The 24,108-nt window shown below is 38.0% G+C and carries 16 protein-coding genes and 2 pseudogenes; 5 read left to right on the forward strand and 13 right to left on the reverse strand.

The genetic code is table 11. From position 1 onward, the window contains the following. Positions 1–2: 2 nt before the first annotated feature. On the reverse strand, positions 3–1,550 hold the full coding sequence (locus IPO27_14230) for a PKD domain-containing protein (GenBank protein MBK8847628.1): 1,548 nt from the start codon (positions 1,548–1,550) through the stop codon (positions 3–5). A gap of 542 nt (positions 1,551–2,092) precedes the next feature. Between IPO27_14230 and IPO27_14235 the strand changes: the two genes are divergently transcribed. Next, a complete protein-coding gene (locus IPO27_14235; protein MBK8847629.1) occupies positions 2,093–4,243 on the forward strand; it encodes a T9SS type A sorting domain-containing protein in 2,151 nt (716 codons plus the stop codon). Positions 4,244–4,255: 12 nt separating this feature from the next. On the opposite strand, the gene IPO27_14240 is transcribed toward IPO27_14235, so the two are convergent. The 7 genes and pseudogenes from IPO27_14240 to IPO27_14270 form a co-directional block, all read right to left on the reverse strand. After that, on the reverse strand, positions 4,256–5,152 hold the full coding sequence (locus IPO27_14240) for a polysaccharide deacetylase family protein (protein ID MBK8847630.1): 897 nt from the start codon (positions 5,150–5,152) through the stop codon (positions 4,256–4,258). 211 nt (positions 5,153–5,363) lie between these two features. Then, positions 5,364–7,469: a T9SS type A sorting domain-containing protein gene (locus tag IPO27_14245; GenBank protein MBK8847631.1), complete on the reverse strand. Its 2,106-nt coding sequence runs from the start codon at positions 7,467–7,469 to the stop codon at positions 5,364–5,366. A 67-nt stretch (positions 7,470–7,536) separates the two neighbouring features. Then, positions 7,537–7,971 (reverse strand): SRPBCC family protein, encoded by a 435-nt coding sequence (locus tag IPO27_14250; GenBank protein MBK8847632.1) that lies wholly within the window; start codon positions 7,969–7,971, stop codon positions 7,537–7,539. A gap of 130 nt (positions 7,972–8,101) precedes the next feature. Beyond that, positions 8,102–8,410 (reverse strand): DNA-directed RNA polymerase subunit omega, encoded by a 309-nt coding sequence (locus IPO27_14255; protein MBK8847633.1) that lies wholly within the window; start codon positions 8,408–8,410, stop codon positions 8,102–8,104. A gap of 13 nt (positions 8,411–8,423) precedes the next feature. Continuing rightward, positions 8,424–9,242, reverse strand: a complete 819-nt coding sequence (bamD, locus tag IPO27_14260) for an outer membrane protein assembly factor BamD (protein ID MBK8847634.1) — start codon at positions 9,240–9,242, stop codon at positions 8,424–8,426. A gap of 144 nt (positions 9,243–9,386) precedes the next feature. Beyond that, positions 9,387–9,902, reverse strand: a complete 516-nt coding sequence (locus IPO27_14265) for a hypothetical protein (GenBank protein ID MBK8847635.1) — start codon at positions 9,900–9,902, stop codon at positions 9,387–9,389. Positions 9,903–9,984: 82 nt separating this feature from the next. Next, positions 9,985–11,454: pseudogene (locus IPO27_14270) on the reverse strand (sigma 54-interacting transcriptional regulator). A 380-nt stretch (positions 11,455–11,834) separates the two neighbouring features. Here IPO27_14270 and rplU point away from each other — a divergent pair. From rplU to recG, 3 genes and pseudogenes are all read left to right on the forward strand, one after another. Further along, on the forward strand, positions 11,835–12,146 hold the full coding sequence (gene rplU, locus IPO27_14275) for a 50S ribosomal protein L21 (GenBank protein ID MBK8847636.1): 312 nt from the start codon (positions 11,835–11,837) through the stop codon (positions 12,144–12,146). Positions 12,147–12,167: 21 nt separating this feature from the next. Continuing rightward, on the forward strand, positions 12,168–12,422 hold the full coding sequence (rpmA, locus tag IPO27_14280) for a 50S ribosomal protein L27 (GenBank protein MBK8847637.1): 255 nt from the start codon (positions 12,168–12,170) through the stop codon (positions 12,420–12,422). 118 nt (positions 12,423–12,540) lie between these two features. Further along, a pseudogene (recG, locus tag IPO27_14285) lies at positions 12,541–14,666 on the forward strand (ATP-dependent DNA helicase RecG). A 47-nt stretch (positions 14,667–14,713) separates the two neighbouring features. Here recG and IPO27_14290 read toward each other — a convergent pair. Genes IPO27_14290 through IPO27_14300 form a run of 3 tightly spaced genes read right to left on the reverse strand, consistent with a single transcriptional unit; the run spans position 14,714 to position 19,765 of the window. Next, entirely contained in the window at positions 14,714–16,813 is a 2,100-nt protein-coding gene (locus IPO27_14290; protein ID MBK8847638.1) for a gliding motility-associated C-terminal domain-containing protein, read from the reverse strand. Further along, complete coding sequence (locus IPO27_14295; GenBank protein ID MBK8847639.1) at positions 16,771–18,345, reverse strand: hypothetical protein; 1,575 nt, start codon at positions 18,343–18,345, stop codon at positions 16,771–16,773. The genes IPO27_14290 and IPO27_14295 overlap by 43 nt, the downstream gene beginning before the upstream one ends. Continuing rightward, on the reverse strand, positions 18,287–19,765 hold the full coding sequence (locus IPO27_14300; protein MBK8847640.1) for a hypothetical protein: 1,479 nt from the start codon (positions 19,763–19,765) through the stop codon (positions 18,287–18,289). Before IPO27_14300 ends, IPO27_14295 begins: the two co-directional genes overlap by 59 nt. Before the next feature lie 177 nt (positions 19,766–19,942). Here IPO27_14300 and IPO27_14305 point away from each other — a divergent pair, with 177 nt between their 5' ends. Beyond that, positions 19,943–20,635 carry an NUDIX hydrolase gene (locus tag IPO27_14305; GenBank protein MBK8847641.1) on the forward strand — a complete coding sequence of 231 codons (693 nt, stop codon included), beginning with the start codon at positions 19,943–19,945 and terminating at the stop codon, positions 20,633–20,635. A 12-nt stretch (positions 20,636–20,647) separates the two neighbouring features. Here the strand turns inward: IPO27_14305 and IPO27_14310 are convergent, their stop codons facing one another. Then, complete coding sequence (locus IPO27_14310; GenBank protein ID MBK8847642.1) at positions 20,648–22,006, reverse strand: transglycosylase SLT domain-containing protein; 1,359 nt, start codon at positions 22,004–22,006, stop codon at positions 20,648–20,650. Positions 22,007–22,166: 160 nt separating this feature from the next. Next, positions 22,167–24,074 (reverse strand): RecQ family ATP-dependent DNA helicase, encoded by a 1,908-nt coding sequence (locus tag IPO27_14315; GenBank protein MBK8847643.1) that lies wholly within the window; start codon positions 24,072–24,074, stop codon positions 22,167–22,169. Positions 24,075–24,108 lie beyond the last annotated feature (34 nt).

The following is a 24,108-nucleotide window of genomic DNA, read 5'->3' on the forward strand; positions in this document are numbered from 1 at the left end:
ATTCAGATAAGCGTGTGTTGGATTTTTAAGGACGATGTGCCATTATCTCCAAAATTCCAACTCCACGAAGTGCCTGATGGGTCGGGGTCATTAAAGATACCGGTTAGCAACATTGAAGTATGTGAAAAGTAATTGAATGTTCCGGTGCAGGTAGCTGTTACAAGTTTTTGGAAAGTGCTACTGCCGCAGGCAGTAGTTATCGTAAGCGATACCGGGTATGTGCCTTGCGCAGCATAGATATGTTGAGGGTTTTTTAAGCTGCTAAAACTATTGTCGCCAAAATTCCATAAGTAAGTTGCAGCAGTATCGATTATACCAGTGAGCGATGTGTTTGTAAAATCAATGCCTGCTACTGTGTTTGCCAGGTTAGCCTGTTTCCACGTAAAACTTGCTGCCGGAGCAACACATCCCAGCGAATCAGTTTTTATTACAAGAGCATTATATATGAAGGTGCTATCGTAGGTAAGTCCACTCATTATAAATCCGCCATCGCTGCATTTTTCAAAACTATAAAGTACATCAGTATTTAATGTGCCGTAATTGCGTTGTGTAATGATGTTGTAATTATTATCAATAAAAATAATTTTAAAGTCATAGCCACTCGTAGTATTCGAATCAATAACTGCTAACGCATAACCGTTATAAGTGGGCTTAAATCCAAATATATTGCCTTCGTTAGCATATGTAACTGTTTTAACTGTATCTCCATTCAAGTCAGTTTCCAATATCCAAAGATCATCTTTTCCTGTGGTGGGGTTTGGGAATTTTGCAGCAAGCAAATATCCTGTTGGTAGTGGAATAATATCCGTAATGGAAGTGTTTTTTATGGAGCCTCCTAAGCCCTTATCATATGTTTTTGACCATTTGAATGTTGTATTGACATCGCGTTTGGTAAGCACCGCCCTATTGAGGTTAAAATCTTTTCCACCCATAATAATATCCCCTGCCGAATTTTCGATGATGGCTTCTAACCTGTGACTAGTGCCGAGCGAATATGTTTTCAAATTATTGCCCGCACTATCCGTTAGGCGTGCGTATCCGATTATAGAGGATATGCCAAAGCCAATCCCACCAAGTATGTAGTTATTATTGGCTGTTTCAAAAATATTTCCGGTTGCAAAATCCCAACAGCAAATTCCTGACGAAGTAAGGTTTTTCATAAAAACCTGATTGCCGTTTAAATCTGTTTTAGCTAATAATAATTCATCATCGTAAATTTTATTTGGTTCGTTAAAGGCTCCTCCAATTACAAGTTCTCCTGCCTGCGTTATCATTGCATTCGAAGCATTTTCAAGATAAAGAGGTTGTAAGAGTTCGTTGTGCAAAATTATGGAACCTGTGGAGTTAAGTTTTATCACCATGATGTTGCTGCCAACGCTATCATTAACTGTAGTAGCCAGCATATAGTCGCCTTGCGAAGTTTGCAATGCATAAACCCCCGAATAAGCAAAATCAAAAGGGATATTATTGTTGATGATTTTTACAAACGTTTGTGCATTTAAAGTTAACAGTGAGAACAAAACAAATGGAACGATTAGAATTTTTTTCATGCGAAGACCTGAATTTAAATAAGATATTAATTTTGTGCCAAGGTAAAGAATAAGCAGCAATCTTTTTTTCTGTCTTCAATAGTTTAACAAAAATGAATGGTTGCAAATGAAACGTGCTTATATTTCGTTTAAGAAACCAAAGGATAATTTTACTATCATTCAAACATATTTAATTGAAAGAATTGGATTCACTTTTTTGCAAAAAGTGCTCATCAAATATGAATCATTCAGAATTCTATTTATTCATATGGTTGACTTTATGACCCTAATGGATAAGGGTATTAGTCTAAGATATTTTTTAATACATACTAATTTCCATGTGCTTTTCCATATAGTATGAGTATAAAGTTTTTTAGATAGCAATTCTCCCTTAAACCAGCTAAGGCAATTGCTTCAAAAGAGTAGTCGTCTATAAACAACTGTAGCCCAGCTTAATATTTAAAATAAGAAAATAGGTTGTTTGTTTTTATTAATTCATACATTTGGTCTTACTTTATTAAGAAACGCACCTAAATCATTTAAACATAAAAAAATTAAAGCCAATGAAAATCAGAATTACATTTTTATTTTTCGCAATTGTGCTCTCTTCAAATGCACAGAATACATGGTTACAAATGGCCAATTGTCCCGGAATTGCGCGAATGGGAGCATCATCATTTTCTATAGGTACTAAAGGATATGTTTGTGCTGGTGGCGATTTTAGTAGTACATTTTTTAGCGATGTATGGGAATATGATCCCATTTTGAATTCATGGACACAGAAGGCAAATGTACCCGGAACAGGACGTTACCGCGCAATGGCTGCATCAATAGGCAGTAAGGGATATTTATGCGGAGGTTACAATGGAACTACGTTTAACGATTTATATGAGTTTGATCCGGTTGCAAATACATGGACTGCGAAAGCATCTATGGGAATGGGTAGTCTTTTTGGTGGTGTTGGTATGGCTATAGGTTCAAAGTTTTATGTAGGTACTGGAACGAGCAGCGGCTATCAAAAAATATTTTGGGCGTATGACCCCGGTACAAATGCATGGACGCAGAAAGCTGACTTTGGAGGAGCAGCAAAAATATACGCTTCAGGCTTATCCATAAATGGAAAAGGCTACTTGGGTCTTGGTGGTGAAATTACAAATATCGGAATTGGAAAAAATGATTGGTGGGAGTATGATACGCTACTTAATAATTGGACTCAAAAAGCAAATAAACCGGGCCTTGGTTTAACAGAGGCAAATACCTTTACCATGGGCGATTATGGATATGTAGTTATTGGTTCTAATAATTGGGGTTCAGTTTGTACCAATCAACTTTATCAATATGACCCTGTAGCGGACTCATGGACTGCATTAGCCAACTTTCCGGGTGGAAACCGTGAACATGGTATTGCCTTCGTTGTAGATTGTAAAGCATATGTGGGCCATGGCTTTGAGAATGATAATTTCTCAACGCTAAGCAACGACTTATGGGAATATACACCTCCGGCACCTTGTGGCAATCAGCCACCTATAGCTGCCTTTTTTAGCAGTGACACTACTATTTGCGAAGGTGCATGCATTGATTTTACAAGTACTGCTTTAGGCGCGCCCACGTTATATGCATGGAGTTTTCCAGGAGCAAGTACTACGACTTCGTACAACGCAAATCCCACTTCGATTTGTTATAATACAGCCGGCACCTATGATGTTGAGTTTATCGTATGTAATAATGTTGGTTGCGATACGGTGCTCATGCCTGGATTTATTACCGTTGTTGCAAATCCTCCTCAGGTTTCATTGACTGTTTCGGGCGATACCATTTTCTCTAACGGAGCATTTGCAAACTCCTGGTATCAGGTTGGGAATGTACAGGTATTGGGCAATGGAAGTTATTATTTGCCCAATCAATCGGGTTCTTTCTATTCCATTATATGTAATGTTAACGGTTGCTGTATTAGTAGCGATACTGTACAATTTACAGTTTCGGTTCTGCCAATCGTAAATATATCGAGTACCGATACGCTTTTTTGTGAAAAACAATGTGTCGATTTTTTCGACCTTTCACAAAACAATCCTACTTCGTGGAGTTGGACGTTTACCAATGCAGCTCCAAGTTCGAGCACCGCGCAGAATCCAATAGGTATTTGTTTCAATAACTATGGCAGTTATAATGTTACATTAGTTGCTTGTAATGGTGCAGGCTGTGATAGTGTTACCTTTTCCAGTTTTATTACAAGTTTTCAAAATCCCCCCAAGCCAACTATAACACTTAGTAATGATACCCTGTATTCTTCGCCCGGTGTTTCCTATGCATGGTATGAAGTTTCTAATCCTACAGTAGTGTTAAGTACCTTGCCGTATTATGTGTTTACGCAGGATGGAAACTATTATGTGATTATTACCGATAGTAATGGTTGTGCTTCTGCTGCAGATGCATATACAATTCATGTTGGACTATACGAAAACAACTTGTTACAACAAGTTCAAATCACACCCAATCCGGCTAATGATTGGATAAAAATTGTTTTGCCCGATGGCTTAATACAGCAAAATACCGAAGTCCGAATGTTTGATAATGTGGGAAAATTGGTAGCTAACAAAAAGTTGACGGATGTTGCCACGTTAATAGAAACCAAATTATTTGCAGAAGGAATTTATACCATACATTTGGAAGCAAAAGGAAAGTTATATTCCCGCAAGGTTACAATTGCTCATTAAAAAATTGGAGTACTAATATGCCAACTGAGCAGACACTTGTTTGTTTGTAAGATTTATTTGAGGGCAAGAGTTCCAGTCAATAGTATTGACTGCATCAGTAATATCAGTAAATTGATATTTCTTTAAAATGTAAATTAACTTTTGCTCGCAATTTTTTACACCATAATAGCATAAAAGTTTTCGCAATAGGGGCAAGTCATTAATTGCCGGGTGATTTTTATCAAATTCACGTGGGTGAAAGTAAGACAATGAATAATCTGAATTGGCAAATAATCGCTCAAGCACCAAGGAGGGAATAAGCCTGAACCATCCACCACCTGCATAAGCAACCTTATTACCAAACATTGAAAAACTGCTCATGGGCAATTCTTTAATAACTGCATTATCGGTAATAATTTTTGCAGGTTTGGTTAAACTAGTAAAAGTGCTACCATCATTATAACCATAACAAGTGGAAGACACACTGCTGTCAACCTTTATACCAGACTTTGCAAGTATGTCGAAAGCCCAACTTACCGATGGCACAAGAGAGAAACCAGGAGCTCGGTACATGGTAATTGCTTTTCCCGAAAGTTGTTCTAGTTTACTTATCGATGAAATTAAATCATTTTCAAATTCGCGTTTGTTTTGATGCCAGATAATTTGGTGCTGATCGCTATGAGAACCTATCTCAAATCCTAACGCAGAAATCTTTTTAACTAGGTGTGGGTATTTATCGGCAATCCAACCAACCACAAAAAAGGTAGCTTTCATGTTGTTCTCTTGTAAAATGCGGAAGATAATTTCCATGTTTCCTTCTATCCTGCTCTCGAGTGAATTCCATTTATCGGGATGAATAGAATCAAGGCTGTCTAAAATGTGAAACCATTCTTCAATGTCGAATGTCAAAATATTTTTTGCGTTTGCCATACTTTTTCCTAGGGTAACAAAAATATGTGCTCAGGTCTTTGATGTAGTATAGGGCAGGACCAATTTACTAACATACATTATGTTAATAATGGCGAAGCTAAAATTGAGCAAGTAATTTTAGGAAATTCATTGTATTCTCCCCTCTCCTGAAGGAGAGGGGCCGGGGGAGAGGTTTACATCGCTGTTCGACAAACCATGGGTTGCTAATGGACTAGTGATGTTTTATAAACCTGCGATTAATGGTCGAACTTTTTGTTTGCAAATGCAAATAATACATCCCTACAGCTAAATCTGAAACATCAATTATTTGGCGATTTGCATTTGAGCTGCTTGTGATGCTTTTAATAACCCTTCCTTGTTGATCTGTTATAGACAAGTTATTTATTGCTTGCGAGATGATGTTCCAATCCACAGTTAATGCATCATTTGCAGGATTTGGAAATAACTGAATGTGATGTTCATTATTCTCGCTTACATTATTTACTGCGAAAACATCGCTAGCGGTTTGACAACCATTGGTGTCAGTAATGATAACATAGTAGTTGCCAAGTTGCATTGGCGTATAACACTGCCCGTTAGCATTTGCAATTAGTGTGTTGTTATAAAACCACTGGTATGCAACCGCAGGGTCACTGCAAAGATCTGTTCCATTAAAAGTCAAATTTGGCTTTGGTGGATTGGGAACCACAGATATAAAACTTACCAATGTTAAAGAGTCACTTCCGGCACCATTACTTATAACTAATGTAACCGGAAAAGATCCATAGGTTGCATAATATATACCGGAAGGATTTTGCAAGGTAGAAGATGATGGCACAGCACCTGTAAAAGTCCACGACCAGGTTGAAGGGTTGCCACTGCTTAAATCAAAAAAGTCGATGGCAGATTTTTCGCAGAGAATAGTGTCACTTGATTCAAATGCGCATACAGGCAATGCAGGTACTGTTGAGCAATTAAAATTGTATTGTATACAAGCCGTATCTAACTGATATTTCCAAATATCATTTCGCATTTGAAAACTGGAATTTGTACCACCGAACAGCCAAAAATTATTTTGTTTATCCATCCATGCGTAAGCGCCTTGCCTTGCCGGAGGTTTGTTGGTTGGTGACGAAACACCTTTGATACCATAACTGTAGCCGCTGCTCTGTAACGTAGTGTCGCCACTAAGCAAGGTCCATTCATAATTACTCGAATTAAAATGCCAGAAATCACCTAATATAGCTGTTTGCGCTAATCCGTGGTTACCTCCAAACATCCACATATTGTGGCAGGCATCTTCGGTAGAAGAACTGTTTTCAAAACGTGTAGTAGGAACTTTATTAAAATCAGGATCGCAGGTAGCGCCATAATTACCTGTTGTTATTACATTTGAAGTGCCGCCTACCCATGTAAACAAATTCGTATTTATATCAAAAAGCCAAACATCGTTGTAGGTATCATTGGTTACTGCATCATTGTGCATTCCACCAAACATATAAAGTCCATTATTAGCATCTTTCCAGCTGGTATAGGTATTGCGACAACCAGGGTAATTAGTAGCAGCAGCAATATATTTGGCGCCCCAATTTGGGAATACAGCGGCAAGCGTGCTCCCTGCCATAAAAGTCCATTCATTGGTAACCACATTATATTGCCAAAGGTCGCCACCTTCTCCAAAATTAAGGTATCCGCCATATAGCCATAAGTTACCGGTACTATCAACCCAGGTAGCACTGCATTCATGCCGTGCAGGTGGCAGGTTGTTTGGTGATGGAACTCCCTTCACCCCGAAATTTCCATTGGTACCATTTTGAGGGCCATGCATCCAAGTCCAGTTATTTGTTGTAATATTATACATCCACAAGTCATTAAGATCGCCACCATTGGCACCATTGCCGCCAAACATCCAAAGACGATTTTGTTTATCTGTCCAACATGAAGGTGCCCATGCGCGAAGTCCCGGTGTATTGTTTACATTGGCTACTCCCTTGGTGCCAAATACAGGAGATATTCCATAAGCCCCTCCGGGACCTTTTATCCATGTCCACTCTGCTGTGGCCGGATTAAATTTCCACATATCAGCATATACATTCAAAAAGCCATCATGCTGTCCTCCATAAAGCCAAAAGTTGCCGGCAGTATCGGTCCACCAGGCACCTTCATACACGGCACCAGGAGTATTGCCGGGTGCTGGTATGCCTTGAGTTCCATGTACCGGCATTCCAGCCAAATTTGATGTACCATTCATCCATATCCATTCGCCAGGCTGAGCATTTGTTGGAATAGCGTATACTAGTATAGTTACAAGAACCGAAGCAAAGTATTTTAATTTCATATCGTGATTGTGTTTGCTATTTTTTACCAAGTTGTTGTGTTGCTGTTTATATTGGTTTTAAGCGGGCTCAGTTTGATTCAACAAAGTTTATAAAATCGGTAAGATGTTTTAACGATTGCTTTTTAAATGCAGCCGGCATTAGCCAGCCTATAAGTTTCATCATCCCTTTCAACTGAAACTCCTGTTCTGTAATATGCCTGGTTTTATTATCTGTAATTTTTTCAAATTTATTGATAACAATATTGAAAACATCTTTGGCTTCATAGGTGCTTGCAGACTCATGTGGAAGATTTCGGTTAGTGATGGTTTCTATCATTTCAATTTCGCGTGAGCCCGTTTTAAATTTTATTTTTGACTTAGCCCCCAACTGCCCGGGAATGCCGCTTATATGCTCAATGCTTTGTAAACCCTGCATCCACTTACTTAAATTTTCTGGGTTGTCAAAAGCTGCAATTACTTGGGCAATAGGACGGTCTATTTCTATTGATACGCTATATTTCATTTGAATTAGATGCTGGTTAAAGGTTTTACAAAGTTATAAATATTCAATTCCAAAAAAACTTAAACTCATACTTAGACAAAAAAAAACGGCTGAAATTTATTCAGCAGTTTCAACATTCTTTTAAGATAAATTACGATTCCTTACTCGGATTTCGATGATATATTTTGTTATCCATAAATTCGCTCAACGAAACCAAAGTTGCCTTTGGTTGACGCTCATAGTATTTAGAAATCTCAATTTGCTCACGATTTTCGAATACTTCTTCTAGGTTATCTGAATGCGATTGGAATTCGTTTAATTTCTCGCTCAACTCTTCTTTTACTTTAGCCGATATCTGATTAGAGCGCTTTGCAATTATTGCAATGCTTTCGTACAGGTTTGCGGTTTTCTTTTCAAAATCTACCAGGTTTCTGGTAATAATTTCATTTGGTACGCTCATTTTATTTATGTTATTAAATTTTTTTTTGTTCTGCTAATTTCAATAAGAACTTTTCTGATCGGGCAAGCAATTCTTTTACCTCAGCATTTTCTTTGCCATCAGGAAAATTTTCAAGATACTGTTTACAATTTCCCAGTGCTGCTTCAAAACGTTCCTTTTGTTTAGTCTCGATACTTTTGAAGGCGTAAATGTAAGAAGATTTTGCTATTAAATACAAACACTGCTGTTTGTTCGCTGTTTGAGGATGGTCTTTAATAATATTGCTTAAAGCTACAATGGAGGCTTTGTAATCCTGCATTTTATAATACATTAGGGCACTATTAAATTCTTTTTCTTCCAGCTTGGCATATAATTCATCAATATGCGCATTGCATTCTTTAATGTAGCTGCTGTTTGGATAGTGATTAATAAACAATTGAAATTGCCTGATGGCTTCATAGCTGCTTTCCTGGTCGAGAGAGCTTTTGGGCGATTGAAGGTAATTGCAATAGGCAATCAGGTAGGCACACTCTTCGGCAAAAGGGCTATTGCCATAGGTCTTGGTAAATGTCTCGAAATAATATGCTGCACTTATAAGGTCATCGGTTTTATAATAACTTTTAGCAAAGTAATAAAGGGCCATTTCGCCTTTTGAACTCCCCCTGTATATAGTAACCAATTCTTCCATAAGCATTAAAGCTTTGTAGTATTCCTTATTATTATAATAGGCCACTGCAGCTTCGTACTTCTTATCCATATCAGCACTCTTCTGAATTTTTTTAAATTTAGAACAACCACTTAGGAAAACCACCGATAGGGTTAGGAGTAAAATAATTTGGAAGAAGCGTTTCATAATTAAGCGCGCAAATGTAACAAAATTGAATAAACGTGGTTTTGCAACAAAATTATGTATACTACTTACATTTTTTTAAAGGAAGAAGTATTCGAAACATCATCGTCTTAATATTAAAACAATGATTAACCACTAAAAAGTAGTTTATTTTAACAAGCCGCTTTCTTTTTGACCATCGGTGCCTGGGGGTGATAGTATAAATGCAACAATGCCTCCCAGAAAAATTACTTCATTAATGAGTGAAATATGGGTGCTGAATGGAAAGTGTAAAAGCTTAAATAATATCGAAACTAAAAAGGAAATGACGAAAACTGTTTTAGATATACGGGGCATCGGGTTTTCTTTACGCTTTAAATAAAACGGAATAACGAAAATGCATATTGAAAAAAGAGAAACGGTAATCATTTCGGCAGCCATTGGCCAATGTTGAACTTTAAAAAGCAGTCCAATCAAAAACACAGAAATGGAAACCATTAACATAGCCCGATAGAAGCTGTTTTTTTCTAAAACAATTTCTTTGAGAATTAAAAACAAGAAGAAAATTTTAATAATTGCACAAACCTGTCCTGCTATGTTGTTTGAATAAAAGTAGGACAGACCTGCTAACGTTGCATAAACTGTAAATGCAACAATCCCAACTAATAAAGTAGTTCTTTTCATAGGTATAGAAATGTTATGCTACCAGAGTTATGATTTTGCAAGAATTTGCCGGATATCAGCAATGCACTGCGATTTGATGATGTTATTCTTCGTCAGTGTTCCGGCTGTTGAGCATATCGCTCAACATATCTTTAAATGTAAATTGTTTTTCTAGTGAACGTTTACTCAACATGGAGAATTCGGCTATTCCATGTAAAAGGAATTCTTGAAATAATAATGCTTCATTGTTACTATTCGAAATAAATTCCTTGGTAGTGTTAAAAAGGCCTGTTACTGCTTTTATTTTTTTTTTCATAGTCAGTTTGCGAGCTATCCATTAAAAAGTCAACCGAATTACCTGCTTCAAACCAATCTATAATGGGTTGATATGGATTAGGTTTTTTGCTCTTTTTATATTTTTCGGGATTCGGAAAATATTTTAAAAATTGTTGTCTTATTGCTTTACCAATCAGGGAATAGGCAACTGAATTTAGCCCTTCGAGTTCTCCCTCATACACAAGTTCTATTTTTCCGTTTATAGCCTGCACCGTACCATAAACATCGGTGATGCGCGCAGTTGCAGTTTTTTCTTTGTTTATTAACATGCGCCTTTCGGCAATGCTATACAAGCACTCATAGGCTGCTATGGTAAGGCGGGCACTTACACCGCTCTTCTGATCTACATATTCACTGCTGCGTGCTTCAATTGCAATTTGTTCAAGAAGCTCTTTAATTAAATCAGGTACAACCACCGTGCTTTTTTGAGCTTCCGATATTTTTGCTTCTTGTTCTGTAATTCTTTTTGCAACCTCCATCGATTTTGGATAGTGGGTCAGAATCTGACTACCAATGCGATCCTTCAAAGGGGTAATGATATTACCTCGATTAGTGTAATCCTCAGGGTTTGCTGTAAAGATAAATTGTATGTCCAGTGGCAATTGCACCTTAAAGCCCCTTATCTGAAAATCACCCTCTTGCAGAATATTAAACAATGAAACTTGTATACGGGGTTGTAAGTCAGGTAATTCGTTTATTACAAATAAACCGCGATTACTTCTCGGGATTAATCCATAATGTATAATCCGTTCATCGGTATAGGATAATTTTAATGAAGCCGCTTTTATTGGATCTATATCTCCTATAAGGTCGGCTACCGAAACATCAGGAGTGGCAAGTTTTCCGTATACCGTTCGTTACGATGAATCCATTTTATAGGAGTATCCTCACCAAATAGGGCAATTAATCTGTTGCCTTCAAATGAGATGGGATTAAACGGGTCGTCATTAAGTTCGGTGCCATCTATAGCAGGAATATACTCATCAAGCAACTGCACCATCATACGTGCCATACGTGTTTTGGCTTGCCCCCGAAGCCCAAGTAACAAAACATTGTGTTTACTTAAAACAGCTGATTGCAATTGCGGTAACACCGTATTTTCATATCCTTCTATTCCTTCAAAAAACTGTTCTCCTTTCGAAAGTACTTTGAGGAGATTGTCGCGCATTTCAGTTTTTATGTTCTTACTTTGATATCCTGATTGCCTAAGTGCACCTATCGTTTTTATTTCTTTCATTTTGTATTTTAAAGTCTGATTGTGGCAAAGTAAAGCTATAATTATCTAAGGCCAGATTATTAAGTTAAATATAATTTTTACACAGCCGTTTTTGCAACTTCATCAACAATCATTCATTCATTAAAGTTTTTATTAAGCGTTGATGGTAATTCCTTATCAAGCTTTTTAATTGAAAAATATTTGCCACAGCAATTGATTTCATTAATCTGCAGTAATCATCAGGTTGTGCTATTTATCACACGTGATTTTGTCCCAAAGCGATTGTAATTCAGTAAGGTAGCTTTATTTATAGATTCATAAATAAATTTTAAACCCCATTGTTGCATCTAACAAATTAATATTTACATTTGCACTCCGTTTTTAAAAAACAAATAAATAAAATGTACGCAGTAGTAGACATCGCAGGTCAGCAATTTAAGGTAACGCCAAATCAGCAAATATTTGTGCACCGTTTGGCTGCCAATGAAGGCGATAATGTAAGTTTTGAAAAAGTATTATTAGTGGATAACGATGGCTCTGTAAAGGTAGGCTCGCCTAATGTGAGTGGGGCCAGCGTATCAGCCAAAGTTATTAGTCACCTCCGTGGCGATAAGGTATTGATTTTCAAGAAAAAACGCAGAAAGGGATATCAGAAAATGAACGGGCATCGTCAAGATTTAACACGCGTTCAAATAGAAAACATTTCAATCTAAAAATATAAATAACTCAATAAAATGGCACACAAAAAAGGGGTCGGAAGTTCGAAAAACGGTCGCGAATCACATAGTAAACGTCTTGGAATTAAAATATTTGGAGGCCAAAATGCAATCGCAGGCAATATTATAGTTCGTCAGCGTGGAACTCGTCATTTTCCTGGATTAAATGTTGGTATTGGAAAAGACCATACTTTATTCGCTTTGGTAGATGGAAAAGTTCAGTTTCGCAAAAAATCTGATGAGAAATCTTATGTTTCGGTAGTTCAGGCATAAGGTCAAATTTATACGAATATGGAGAACCTGCATTCTACAATGCAGGTTTTTTTGTGTGCCTACATCATTAAGTGAGTTCTGTTTATCTAAAATTATATGTTTGCATCAAATAGTTTTCTTGTCACAAACAGCATATACATCGGACGATTTTTTTGAGAAACCAGTAACCTATGTTAAAGGTGTTGGGCCACAACGTGCCGATATTTTAACAAAAGAACTTTTTATTAAAACCTATCGCGATTTACTTTATCACTTTCCATACCGTTATATTGATCGCACTAAATTTTATAAAGTAAGCGAAGTACACCAAGATTTGCCCTATGTTCAGCTAAAGGGTATTATCAAAACAGTTACTGCCGTAGGCAAGCACCGCACTACCAGGCTGGTAGCAAGTTTCAAAGATGAAACGGGCAGCATAGACTTGATTTGGTTTCAAGGTATCACCTGGCTTCGCGACTATGTAAAAGCAGGTGTTGAATGTGTGGTTTTCGGGAAGCCAACCTTATTTCAGCATCAAATAAATATAGTACATCCTGAGTTGGAGCCTTTGGCAACTTTTAATCAAGGTATTGCTACTGCTCTTCAGGCCATGTATCATACAACTGAAAAATGCAAGGCTAAGCATATTGACAGCAAAGCGATTTGGAAAATGCAAAAGGCATTACTTCAAACATTGCCCGTAAACCTAGATTCTAATTTACCGGATTATCTTATAAATGGATTACAGCTAATGCACCTAGGAGATGCATTGGTTAATATACACTTGCCCGAATCGAATGAAAAGCTAAAGCAAGCTGAACTTCGTTTCAAATTTGAAGAACTTTTTTATTTGACGCTTAAAATGTTAAAGCGGAGAGCATTGCGGGTAAGTAAAAGAGGTGGTTTAGGGTTTCCTATCGTTGGCGATTTTTTTACTGATTTCTATAATAATCATCTTCCTTTTGCTTTAACAAATGCACAAAAACGTGTTATCAAGGAAATTAGAAATGATTGCGGAAGTGGGTATCAAATGAATCGCTTGTTGCAAGGGGATGTTGGAAGCGGGAAGACTATAGTTGCATTAATCTGCATCCTTATTGCAATGGATAATGGCTATCAGGCATGTATGATGGCGCCCACCGAAGTGCTAGCAGAGCAACACTTTGTTACGTTAAAAACTTTGCTTGAACCTACCATTGTAAAAGTAGCCTTACTCAAAGGAGGCACTCGCGCAGCAGAACGAAGGAGAATTTTAGCAGAACTGGAATCAGGCGAGCTGAATATTATTATTGGCACCCATGCTTTGCTTGAAGATTCAGTACAATTTAAAAACCTTGGTTTTGTAGTTATCGATGAACAACATCGATTTGGGGTTGCCCAACGTTCTCGATTGTGGAGTAAACGCGAAGGTCATCCACCGCATGTTTTGGTAATGAGTGCTACTCCTATTCCGAGAACACTTTCGATGACCATTTACGGAGATTTAGATGTTAGCATTATTGATGAATTGCCACCGGGACGCAAGGCAATCAAGACACTGCACAAATATGAAAACGATCGCGATAATGTTTGGAAGTTTATTAAGCAAGAAATAGCCAAAGGTAGACAAGTATATGTTGTGTATCCATTAATTGATGAATCGGAGCAACTTGATTATCAAAATCTGATGCAGGGTTATGAGGCTATGTTAAATTATTTTACACCACCAACATATAAAATTAGCGTTGTTCATGGAAAGCAAAAGAGCAGCGATCGAGAGATAGATATGCAAAATTTTGTGCAGGGAAAACAAATATAATGATTGCAACCACGGTAATTGAAGTAGGCGTCAATGTGCCCAATGCGAGTGTCATGATTATTGAGAGTGCGCAACGATTTGGACTATCGCAATTGCATCAGCTAAGAGGCCGGGTTGGGAGGGGAGCAGAACAAAGCTATTGTATATTACTTACCGATTATAAACTAAGTAACGATGCCCTGCAACGCCTTGCAACAATGGTGCGCACAAACGATGGATTTGAAATTGCCGAAGAAGATTTGCGATTGCGTGGCCCCGGAGATATTGAAGGAACACAACAAAGCGGAATAACCGATCTTAAAATAGCAGATATAACCAAAGACCAAAAAATTTTAGAACTCGCCCGTAAAGCAGCTCAGCGCATTTTAGATAACGACCCTCATTTGCTAAAACAGGAAAATGCCTGCATCAGAAATTATATTATTAAACAGCGGAAGGAAAAAGGCGATTGGGGAGATATCTCCTGATTACCTGCATCAAGTAGAACAATTTCAAAATGTTTTCTTTGGGTTAATTACCTCAGCAAATTTACATTTCCCCTTCGTACCAACGCAGTGCCATTAGTGCCAACCATTTTGGCTACATAAGCATATACACCTTGAGGTGCGTCAGCGTTTTCATAAGTGCCATCCCAGCCTTCAGTAAAGTTGGTAGTTTCATAAATTGGCTGACCCCATCTATTAAATACAGCAAAATAATAATTTGCCGAGTCTATAAATGCACCTTCAGGTTTGAAAATCGGATTGCTTCCACCCGGAGTAAATGCATTAGGAATATATAAGTGAGGAATTTGAGCATCGCAAGCTTCATTTGATAAACTGGTTTCAATAAAACCGTCAATGTTTCCTATATCTTCATTAGCTTCTATATAGTAGCAAAATTCACCGGTGCCTCTATAGTAGTTGGCTATATCGTCCAGATAAGCTTGCTTATCATCAGGCAGTATAGCTATGGGTGTAGTACTCCAAACACCATCCATTTGACGGAATATTTTGTATTGTCTTACTTTGCCTGACCAATCCTCGTAAGGTGTCCACGAAAGTGTATTAGTCAGATTTTCGTTAGCTTTTACGCGCAGCAAAATAGTTCTTCCTAAGTTGCTGGTATCCATGTCAGTTTCGCAAGTACTTACCGGTATTACTCTATAATAATAACTGTAGGCATTCGTCTCAACATCTTCATCAATAAAATCAATGGTAGTAAGCCCTGTATTCGGCAAAAACTGAATAGGCGTATAATCCGAATTCGGATTCAGCGATCGCATTAATTTATATTTGCTTACATCATTGGTTGGGTCTACGTAAGCGCTGATGCTAATCTCGTTTGAAGCCGTTACACTTGCTGTTTTTAAATATGTGTATTTAGGGAATACCAAAGCATCTGCTAATTGACAGGTGCGGTTTGAGGTGCTTGTTCGCCATATGTCATTTCCAATAGCTGTAATTACATAGCAATATAACGTGTCTTTCTTAATAGGAGTGTGCACATAGCTGTAAGTAGAGTTACTCACTGTGCCAAGTAAAGAATATGTACCGTTGTTTACATTGTAATATACGTTATAAGATGCAACACCATTTGGCATGTTTATGTATTGATTCCAGTTAAGTGTTATAGTTCCCTCACATTTATTCAATGTGTCTGTTACAAATATGGTATTGTGTTGAACTCCAATTGGGCTTAAATTGCCACAACTATCATAAGCGGCAATGCTATATATTTGACTTCCATTATTAGCATTGGATAGGATATGAATCCAGCTTAATGTTCCAATACCGCTAACTGCACCTATCGAATCCCAGGATGCACCATTGTATAAATAAATAATATATCCTTGAGTGTCATCTGAAGTGTTCAGCTCCCAACTCAAATGTACTTGGCCTGTCGCAGGATCTACACTTATCGTATCAAGCACGGTTAAAGCCGGTGGTGTTACATCTTGAAACAAATCTCCATCAACATTAGAAACGGATATACACCCTGAGAAATCTTCAATTTCAATTCGGTAATTGATGAATGCATTACATAAATTAATCGTATCAAGATAATCGAGTGCTGTTGTGCTATCAATTATCGTCCATGAGTTTACCGGGTATTCACGATAAATTCGATAGTAACTTGACGATGTGCTGAGTAAGGGAGTATGCACAGCATTCCATTGCAAATAGGCAACGCCAGTTCCAGTATTATTTACATTAAGCTTTATTGAACGTAACGTATCTGAAGGGTCAGAAAATTGAACCCCACAACCGGTAAGAGTTTGAACATAATAATATGGAGTATTAATATTGGCATTTACTCCTACATGCGTAAAGCTGGTTTGCGAATAATTAAATATGGTACCTATTTGTGTAAAAGGCCCTGCAACAGAATTGCTATGGTAAATGTGATAACTGTCATACAACAAGCCAGTATCTATAGGTGGCACCCATGTGATTGTAACATCGCCATTGCTTGCTACGGCCACGCATTTTAATTCTGGAGCAAGCGGAACGGTATTGTCAATAAATAAATCGCTGGCAACGGTTGAATTACTCTGGCATCCTATAGCATCACCAATTGTTACATAATACTTTACCGTGTCTTTGCAGATTTTATTCGAGTCGTTATAGAACAAATTTGGCGTAGTAGCAATTTTTGTCCAGGTTCCTGAGGGTATTCTTTATAGACATCATATGCACCGTTACTGGTAGATAGCAGCGGTGTTCTAATGGCATTCCAGGTTAGCTGGGCAAACTGGCCGCCATTATTAACTAAGTTTAGTCTGATGGCTTGCAGCGTATCGCCTTCAGGCGAATACTTGCTGCCACAACCAGTGCGTGATTTTAAAAAATAAAACAAATCTCCAGCATAAGCATTGGACGAATTATCAGTATAAGTTAACGTATTGTAGTTAAAAATTGAATCAATAACAGTGTAGGGTCCTGCAGCATTATTAGCAAGGTAAATATGATACGAATTAAAGGCCAGACCGGTATCAGGATCAGCAACCCAAGTGAGTGATGTGCTTCCATTGGCATTCACATTGATACATCTTAATCCCGGTGGGTCTGGTATTGTATTGTCAAGAAATCTTTCACCATCAATGGTAGACTTTGAAATACAGCCAGATAAATCAGTAAGTTCGATTCGATAGTTGATGGTATCGTTACACTGATTTAGTGGGTCGATATAGGTAGTTACTTGCGTGCTGTCAATTAATGTCCAGGTGCCCAACGGATACTCTTTGTATACATGATAGTATGCGTTGCTTGTAGATAATTTAGGCAGGTGCAGCGCATTCCATGCAAGGTTTGCATTGTTTGCTACATTAGTTACGTTAAGGCGCATAGCTTGCAAGGTATCGGAGCCTAATGAAAAAGAAGGGCCGCAAGTGGTAAGTGCTTGAACAAAATAATAAATAGGGCCGCTCATAATATTGGCATTGATATCTGTATATGATGTAATTGCGTAATTTTTTACGCTATCAATTACCGTGTAAGGACCACCCAGAGCAGGTGCTGACGAAATAAAATACCCGTCAAATGAGAAACTGGTATCAACGGGTGCTACCCAACTTAAGGTTACTGAGCCCGAATTGTCGGATACCAGGCAACGTAAAGAAGGAGCATCAGGTTGCGAGAAATTTTGAAAGGTGGCACCATCGATGTTAGACACCGAAGCACATCCAAGCGAGTCAAGAATTTCTATACGGTAGTTTACGCTGTCTTCGCAAATAGTAATGTTAACCGTATCTGTATATGATGTGGCAGTTGTGCTGTCAATCATATTCCATGTGCCTAACGGATATTCCATCCAGATATGATAATACTGAGATGATGAAGATAATAATGGAGTGCGAATGGCATTCCAGGTTAGGTTGGCAAGACCGCCACCGCCATTTACTGCATTTAATCGGATGGCAGATACGGTATCGCCCGGTTGCGAAAGTTTTAGTCCGTTGCAATCAATACGCGATTGAAGGTAGTAGAAGTTAGACATATTTTGTCCATTTGCACCAACGTGTGTATAGTTGCCTTGTGCAAGTGTTTGTATACTGTCTAAAAGCGCGTAGGGCCCGGCTATATTGTTTGCATGGTAAATCATATAATCAGAAAACACATCGTAGGTATCGGTGGGGGTGGGCCATGTCAGTTTGTATGTCGCCATTGGCTTGCACATTTACACAGTGTATTTTCGGGGCCTTCATTACCGGAGGCGCTAATATGGTGATGGCAATGGTTGTAAAAGTAATTCCATTTGCTGGACAGAAATTATCTTTAACTTTTATAACAAAATTATAGGTATTGGAAAGATTGACACATCCATTAGTAAACCCAAGGTGATCGCAATTGGTTTCCCAATGAAACTGGGTTCCAGTTCCTGCTACCGCTTGTGCCGGTGGAGGTGGATTTAAGGTGGCGCAAGGGGGTATAATGCAACCTGCCAAAGGGTTTGTAAAACCGGCACCAAATTCATTGCCCGAGGCTTCCAATGTTAATGTTTGTAAATTGCCGGGTAAGTTTGGTACAATATCAAAATCGGTAGCACTCATGAAAAAATCAACAATTTCCCCGGCATATAGCGTGTCTCTTGTTTCTGTAAACAACCCTGTGTTCGGATTAATAAATGGCTTGGTAACATCCGGTGGGTTGTTAGGAACACCGGTTCCCAATATTGGCTGGCAATTTAAAAGCGCTATCTGAATTTCACGATAAATCTCTGCTACCAGAACACCACACTTGTAAGCAGAGCATTTTGTTACAGTAACAAAGTTGCCTGGTGTAAAACTTAAGAAGGATATTATACCAAGATTGCTGTCAATGGCTGCTGGAATATTATTGGCATTTTGGGTTGTGCCCGGCAAGGGACTGGTAAAACTATAATTTGGAGAATAACCAAGAGGAGTTGGATTGGTGGCACTCCATGCCCCGCTACTCCATGAATCTAAAGGCTTGCCAAAAGAATAAACCAACGAGTCTAGTTCATCATCAATCGCATTATGATTGTATTGAAATGGGTATCCATTACAAATTATGGTATTAGGTATTTCAGCAAATTCAGGCGAAGAATCAAAGCATGGATTTGTATTTTGACCATTGTAAGGATACATAATGGCACGTAGTGTAAAACCTTGTGAGCCAGGATTAGACAGGTTTGTTATTGCAGCGTTGCGGCAACAGTTGCTATAACTGAAAATCCACCCGTTGGCGGGAGGTACACCATTCAAGGTGATGGGGTTTGATTCAAAATACCATTCTTCTACTGCGCCTCCCACCTGACCTGGATTGGCACACGTTGGGCAGGGGTGAATGCTCGAATTATTAAATCCTTGCGAAGAGATGTCTGTTTGTGTTACCACATTCATCGGAATACTTGTGACACCCGGACAGTTGTGTACATCCAATGATACCGGAGGACCAAATGGCACCCCGTTGCAATCTCTGTATACTTTAAGGTAAAATCTGAATTGTCCATTTGCCAGGCATTTCCAAGTGATTTCACCTCCCATAAGGTGAGAAGCTTGTGCTAAATGGGATAACTGAAACACTAAAACAAATACAGCTAGTTTTAAAAAGTTCTTACTCATGTTATTAGTTAGGTATTTGGATGCCAAATATAGTAAATTGTTCTTCATACAAAACAAAGAATATATAGGATATCAACGTATTATGACAGTTTTATTAACAAATATGATGCATTAAGTTTGAAAGACAAAGAAAATTTTGATGCAGTAAATCGATACTTTTATGCCGTTCAATCCTTTATGACTAATCAGTTAAATCAGTATAACAATTCATTCAGTATCGACTGCGTGATCTTTGGCTTTGACGATGGCGACCTCAAAGTGTTGCTAATTGAGCGTGCCGAAGAAGTTTATATTGGTCAATTGGCGTTGCCTGGAAACCTTGTTAGGGTTGATGAAAACATTGATGATGCTGCCGCCAGGATCTTGTATGAACTAACCGGTTTAAAAAATACGCATCTTGAACAACTTTACACTTTTGGTGATGTTGGTCGGCATCCTTTAGGCAGGGTTATAACAATTGCCTATTTTTCTTTGATTAATGTAAAACACCAACTACTGCGACCAATGTCAACATTTGCTGCAAGGGCAATTTGGGTTTCGGTTAAAGAGGTTCCAAATATGCCATTCGATCATAACCATATATTTTCGAAGGCGATCGAACGGTTGCGAAATAAAATAAGATATCAACCGATTGGCTTTGAGTTATTACCGCGAAAATTCAGCCTTTCGCAGCTTCAGAATTTATATGAATCTATATTGCAAATACCGCTTGATAAGCGCAATTTTCGGAAGAAAATTCTCAGCTTTGAATTACTTCACGAATTGCCCGAAAAACAAACTAATGTATCGCATCGTGCTGCAACGCTTTTCGAATTTGATAAGGTAAGATATGAGCATTTATGCTCGCTTGGATTTAATTTTGAGTTGTAGCCAAAACCTTGTTTAAGGTTGGGTTTGTTTCGTTTTCTGTGCAAGCAATTCATACTTGCGCGCAAGTGTCTTGTTTCCTTGCCTTGCATAAGCAACTGATAGAGTATCGTATACAGAGGCATTTTGAGGATATAACTTTTCGTTTAAATGAAGTAAACTGATGGCTGAAGTAACTTTAAGATTCTTCATTAATTCTAACGCTGCCATATTTAATTCGCTGGCGGTAAGGCCATCAACTTCCTGTGGCAATTGATTGGTTGATGCCAATTCTCCATTAATAAAAAGAAAAACTTCTTTGAATTTTTCGAAATTCACTTTTCCAGATAACAAGTCTTGCTGATAGCTTTTTAATCCCTGCTCAAGCAGTGAGGTGTTTTTAGAAGTAGTTTGGTTATATGCGTATATGAATTTGTCGCCAGTATGCTCGTAAACGGTGTCTGAAGTGTTCATCATTTTTGTGAAATTTGACATACAAGCAAGCACTAGTTGCGAATAATTTTGCGATTGATTCTTAAACTGACCAGCCTCTGTAATCCAAAGTTGTTTTATGAATTCTTTACCTCCTGTTTGTGGACATACTTTTTCTACAGCTGCATTTACATTGCCATAGCCGGCATTGTAAATATGCATGGTTAGCAACTTAAACCATAAGTCATTTCTATCGAATACAATACCATTTTGTTGGCAAACTTTTTTGGCAAGCGGCATACAATAGGTACGGATAAATTTTGCAGAGGCAGCGGCTGAGCGTTCAAAATTTTTGCGTTCATCCATTTTTTTATTTACGCGTAAGCCCATTGATCTTGCAACATCAGGCATTAACTGAAATGCTCCAACAGCGCCAGCAGTGCTGCGTGCAGCTAATTTTCCAGGACTTTCAATTAATAAGATGGCCTGCGCATACCAAGGGTCGGTATCATATTTTTTAAATATTGGAATAGCTGCGTTTACTTCATCTATTGCATTGACAAAATCATAAAAATCGCCTTTGCCTGCTGTTACATTTAAAGCTGTATTACTGTCTAGACTAAAACAATTGCGTATACTACATTTAACTTCGGCCTTACGGGGTTCTGTTTGCGATTTCCATTGCTTCGTATTTACTGTTAATATTGGTGTGCGCGAATGGGCAATATTAACTACACTGCTATCAGGATGATTGCTGATTATTTGTTGCCAGAAATTAACCTGTGGTAGTTGATGCCAATCATTTAGTAATTGTGTACAACTTACAAAGCGTGAAGGCACCACGTTGTAGCCATCACATACAAAGGTCTGTTTTATCTGATCTGTACTTTGCGCAGTAAGCAAACTGGTAGCGCTAAGTATAATCAACAGAATCAGAAGGTTAGAAAATTTGGAATATCTCATTTTACAACTTTGCATCTTAACGATACCTAAGGCAATATTAGTGCCTCAAATCGTTTATTTAAATTAAAGATTACGTCAAAGGCTGCAAGATAATAATTGAAATCAATTCGAAAAAATTAATTTAACGCATCTGTTAACAGGGGAATGTTCATAGTATGATTTAGTGGATTGCCTTATACAAGCCTTGTTGTAATTTTATTATACCAGACTCTTCAAGCCAATTTAACAGCTTAACTAGTTTTTGTATATTCATAATAGATAACTGTATGTGTATATGTTCCAGTGGCTTGGGTTCATCTTGCAGAATTGCCAATATTTTTTTTCCTGCTTTATCAAATTCAGCTTCATTTAATCCTATTTGCTTTTGCAACAGGCAGAAATCGCAGGTTCCGCAGCGCGAAAGATTTTTTTCTTCAAAATAATGGAGCAACAACATATTTCGGCAGTGCGAAGTACTGCTGGTATAGTTTGCCATTGCTTGTATCCGTTTTATGTAGCGCTCTTTTCTGAATTTGTACACCTCATTCGAAAAGGAAATGTTATCTAATGGCAAACGTTCCTCAAGCAAAGTAAGTTGAGGGTCATCTGTATTGGGTAAATAGTCGATAGCTCCGTTTTTGTGAAGGTAGTTCAATTTGGTAGCCACCTGGTCTATCGAAATCTTGCACCGCTGCGCAATTTCGTTTTCATTAATAGGCGCGTAGGAGTCAAAAAGGCCTTCGTAGCTGCGTAGCAATGTTTTTATGAATTCATCCATTGCTTTGTTTAACATCTGAAAATTGTAAAGTGCAGTGCCATCTATTTTAATCATTATGCGCGATGCCATATAAAATTGATCGCTTAGGCTGATGTAGCCTTCTAACTGTAATAAATTCAGAACGACACTAACATGTATAGGAACAAAATTATAGTTTTTGCAAAATTGAAGAAGATCAAACGAAAAGGTTTGGTCTTTGCCTGAACCTATTGGCAATGATAAAAAGTTGAAAAGTGCATTATATACTTGTTGCACTTTTTCAATAGGAGGGAAGTTAAGTTCGGGCCTATTTGCAAGTTCATTAATATCGCGATTATTGTAAAGTAATACCGCATAGGCTTTTTGCTCATCTCTGCCTGCTCGTCCCGCTTCCTGATAATATGCTTCCAGATTATCAGGTATGTCAAAGTGAATTACCGTGCGCACATCCGGCTTGTCTATGCCCATTCCAAAGGCATTGGTAGCTACTATTAATCTGGTCTTTCCCGAAATCCACGCCTCTTGCTTTTTATTGCGGTCTATGCTTTTTAAACCTGCATGATAGAAGTCGCTGGTTATTCCAAGCGATTTAAAATGCGAAGCAATCTGCTCAGTTCTTCTGCGGTTACGAACATAAATAATACTGGTGCCCTGAACTTTTTGTAAAATATTTTGCGCTCTTTTCTCTTTGTTCTCTTCTTTAAAAACCATGTAGTTAAGATTGGCTCTTGCAAAACTTTTGCGAAATATATTTTCCTTTTTAAAAGCAAGTTTTTGCATAATATCCACTTGAACTTCTGTAGTGGCAGATGCTGTAAGCGCAAGTACCGGTACCTTTGGATGAAACTTGCGTATTTCTGCTATTTTCAAATAAGGTGGCCTGAAATCATATCCCCATTGCGAAACGCAATGAGCTTCGTCTACCGCAATAAGATTAACTTTCATCTTTGCTATTCGTTCTTGCACCCAGTCTACCTGCAATCGTTCGGGAGATAAGTAGAGGAATTTCGTATTTCCATATACACAATTATCTAATACTAAATCCAATTCGCGATAGCTCATTCCTGAAAAAACTGCAACAGCATTTATATTTCGCTTTTTAAGATTATGAACCTGATCTTTCATTAACGCTATCAATGGCGACACCACCAAACATATGCCTGCATTGCAAAGTGCGGGTACTTGAAAGCAGATTGACTTTCCTCCTCCTGTAGGCAGCAATGCCAAAGTATCATTGCCTTGCAGCACTGAATCAACAATTTCTTCCTGCAGTGGCCTGAAGTTATCGTAATCCCAATATTGCTTAAGTATTTGATGAGGCGTCTTTTGCATGAAGTTATAATTGCAAAGCGAATGTACGTTGAAT

The sequence above is a fragment of the Bacteroidota bacterium genome (assembly GCA_016714535.1).
GTDB lineage: Bacteria > Bacteroidota > Bacteroidia > AKYH767-A > OLB10 > JADKFV01.

Excerpts from the sequence above, each read along its gene's own strand:
- IPO27_14230 (MBK8847628.1), bottom strand. The coding sequence starts at position 1,550 with ATGAAAAAAATTCTAATCGTTCCATTTGTTTTGTTCTCACTGTTAACT.
- IPO27_14235 (MBK8847629.1), top strand. The coding sequence starts at position 2,093 with ATGAAAATCAGAATTACATTTTTATTTTTCGCAATTGTGCTCTCTTCA.
- IPO27_14240 (MBK8847630.1), bottom strand. The coding sequence starts at position 5,152 with ATGGCAAACGCAAAAAATATTTTGACATTCGACATTGAAGAATGGTTT.
- IPO27_14245 (MBK8847631.1), bottom strand. The coding sequence starts at position 7,469 with ATGAAATTAAAATACTTTGCTTCGGTTCTTGTAACTATACTAGTATAC.
- IPO27_14250 (MBK8847632.1), bottom strand. The coding sequence starts at position 7,971 with ATGAAATATAGCGTATCAATAGAAATAGACCGTCCTATTGCCCAAGTA.
- IPO27_14255 (MBK8847633.1), bottom strand. The coding sequence starts at position 8,410 with ATGAGCGTACCAAATGAAATTATTACCAGAAACCTGGTAGATTTTGAA.
- bamD (MBK8847634.1), bottom strand. The coding sequence starts at position 9,242 with ATGAAACGCTTCTTCCAAATTATTTTACTCCTAACCCTATCGGTGGTT.
- IPO27_14265 (MBK8847635.1), bottom strand. The coding sequence starts at position 9,902 with ATGAAAAGAACTACTTTATTAGTTGGGATTGTTGCATTTACAGTTTAT.
- rplU (MBK8847636.1), top strand. The coding sequence starts at position 11,835 with ATGTACGCAGTAGTAGACATCGCAGGTCAGCAATTTAAGGTAACGCCA.
- rpmA (MBK8847637.1), top strand. The coding sequence starts at position 12,168 with ATGGCACACAAAAAAGGGGTCGGAAGTTCGAAAAACGGTCGCGAATCA.
- IPO27_14295 (MBK8847639.1), bottom strand. The coding sequence starts at position 18,345 with ATGGCGACATACAAACTGACATGGCCCACCCCCACCGATACCTACGAT.
- IPO27_14300 (MBK8847640.1), bottom strand. The coding sequence starts at position 19,765 with ATGAGTAAGAACTTTTTAAAACTAGCTGTATTTGTTTTAGTGTTTCAG.
- IPO27_14305 (MBK8847641.1), top strand. The coding sequence starts at position 19,943 with ATGACTAATCAGTTAAATCAGTATAACAATTCATTCAGTATCGACTGC.
- IPO27_14310 (MBK8847642.1), bottom strand. The coding sequence starts at position 22,006 with ATGAGATATTCCAAATTTTCTAACCTTCTGATTCTGTTGATTATACTT.
- IPO27_14315 (MBK8847643.1), bottom strand. The coding sequence starts at position 24,074 with ATGCAAAAGACGCCTCATCAAATACTTAAGCAATATTGGGATTACGAT.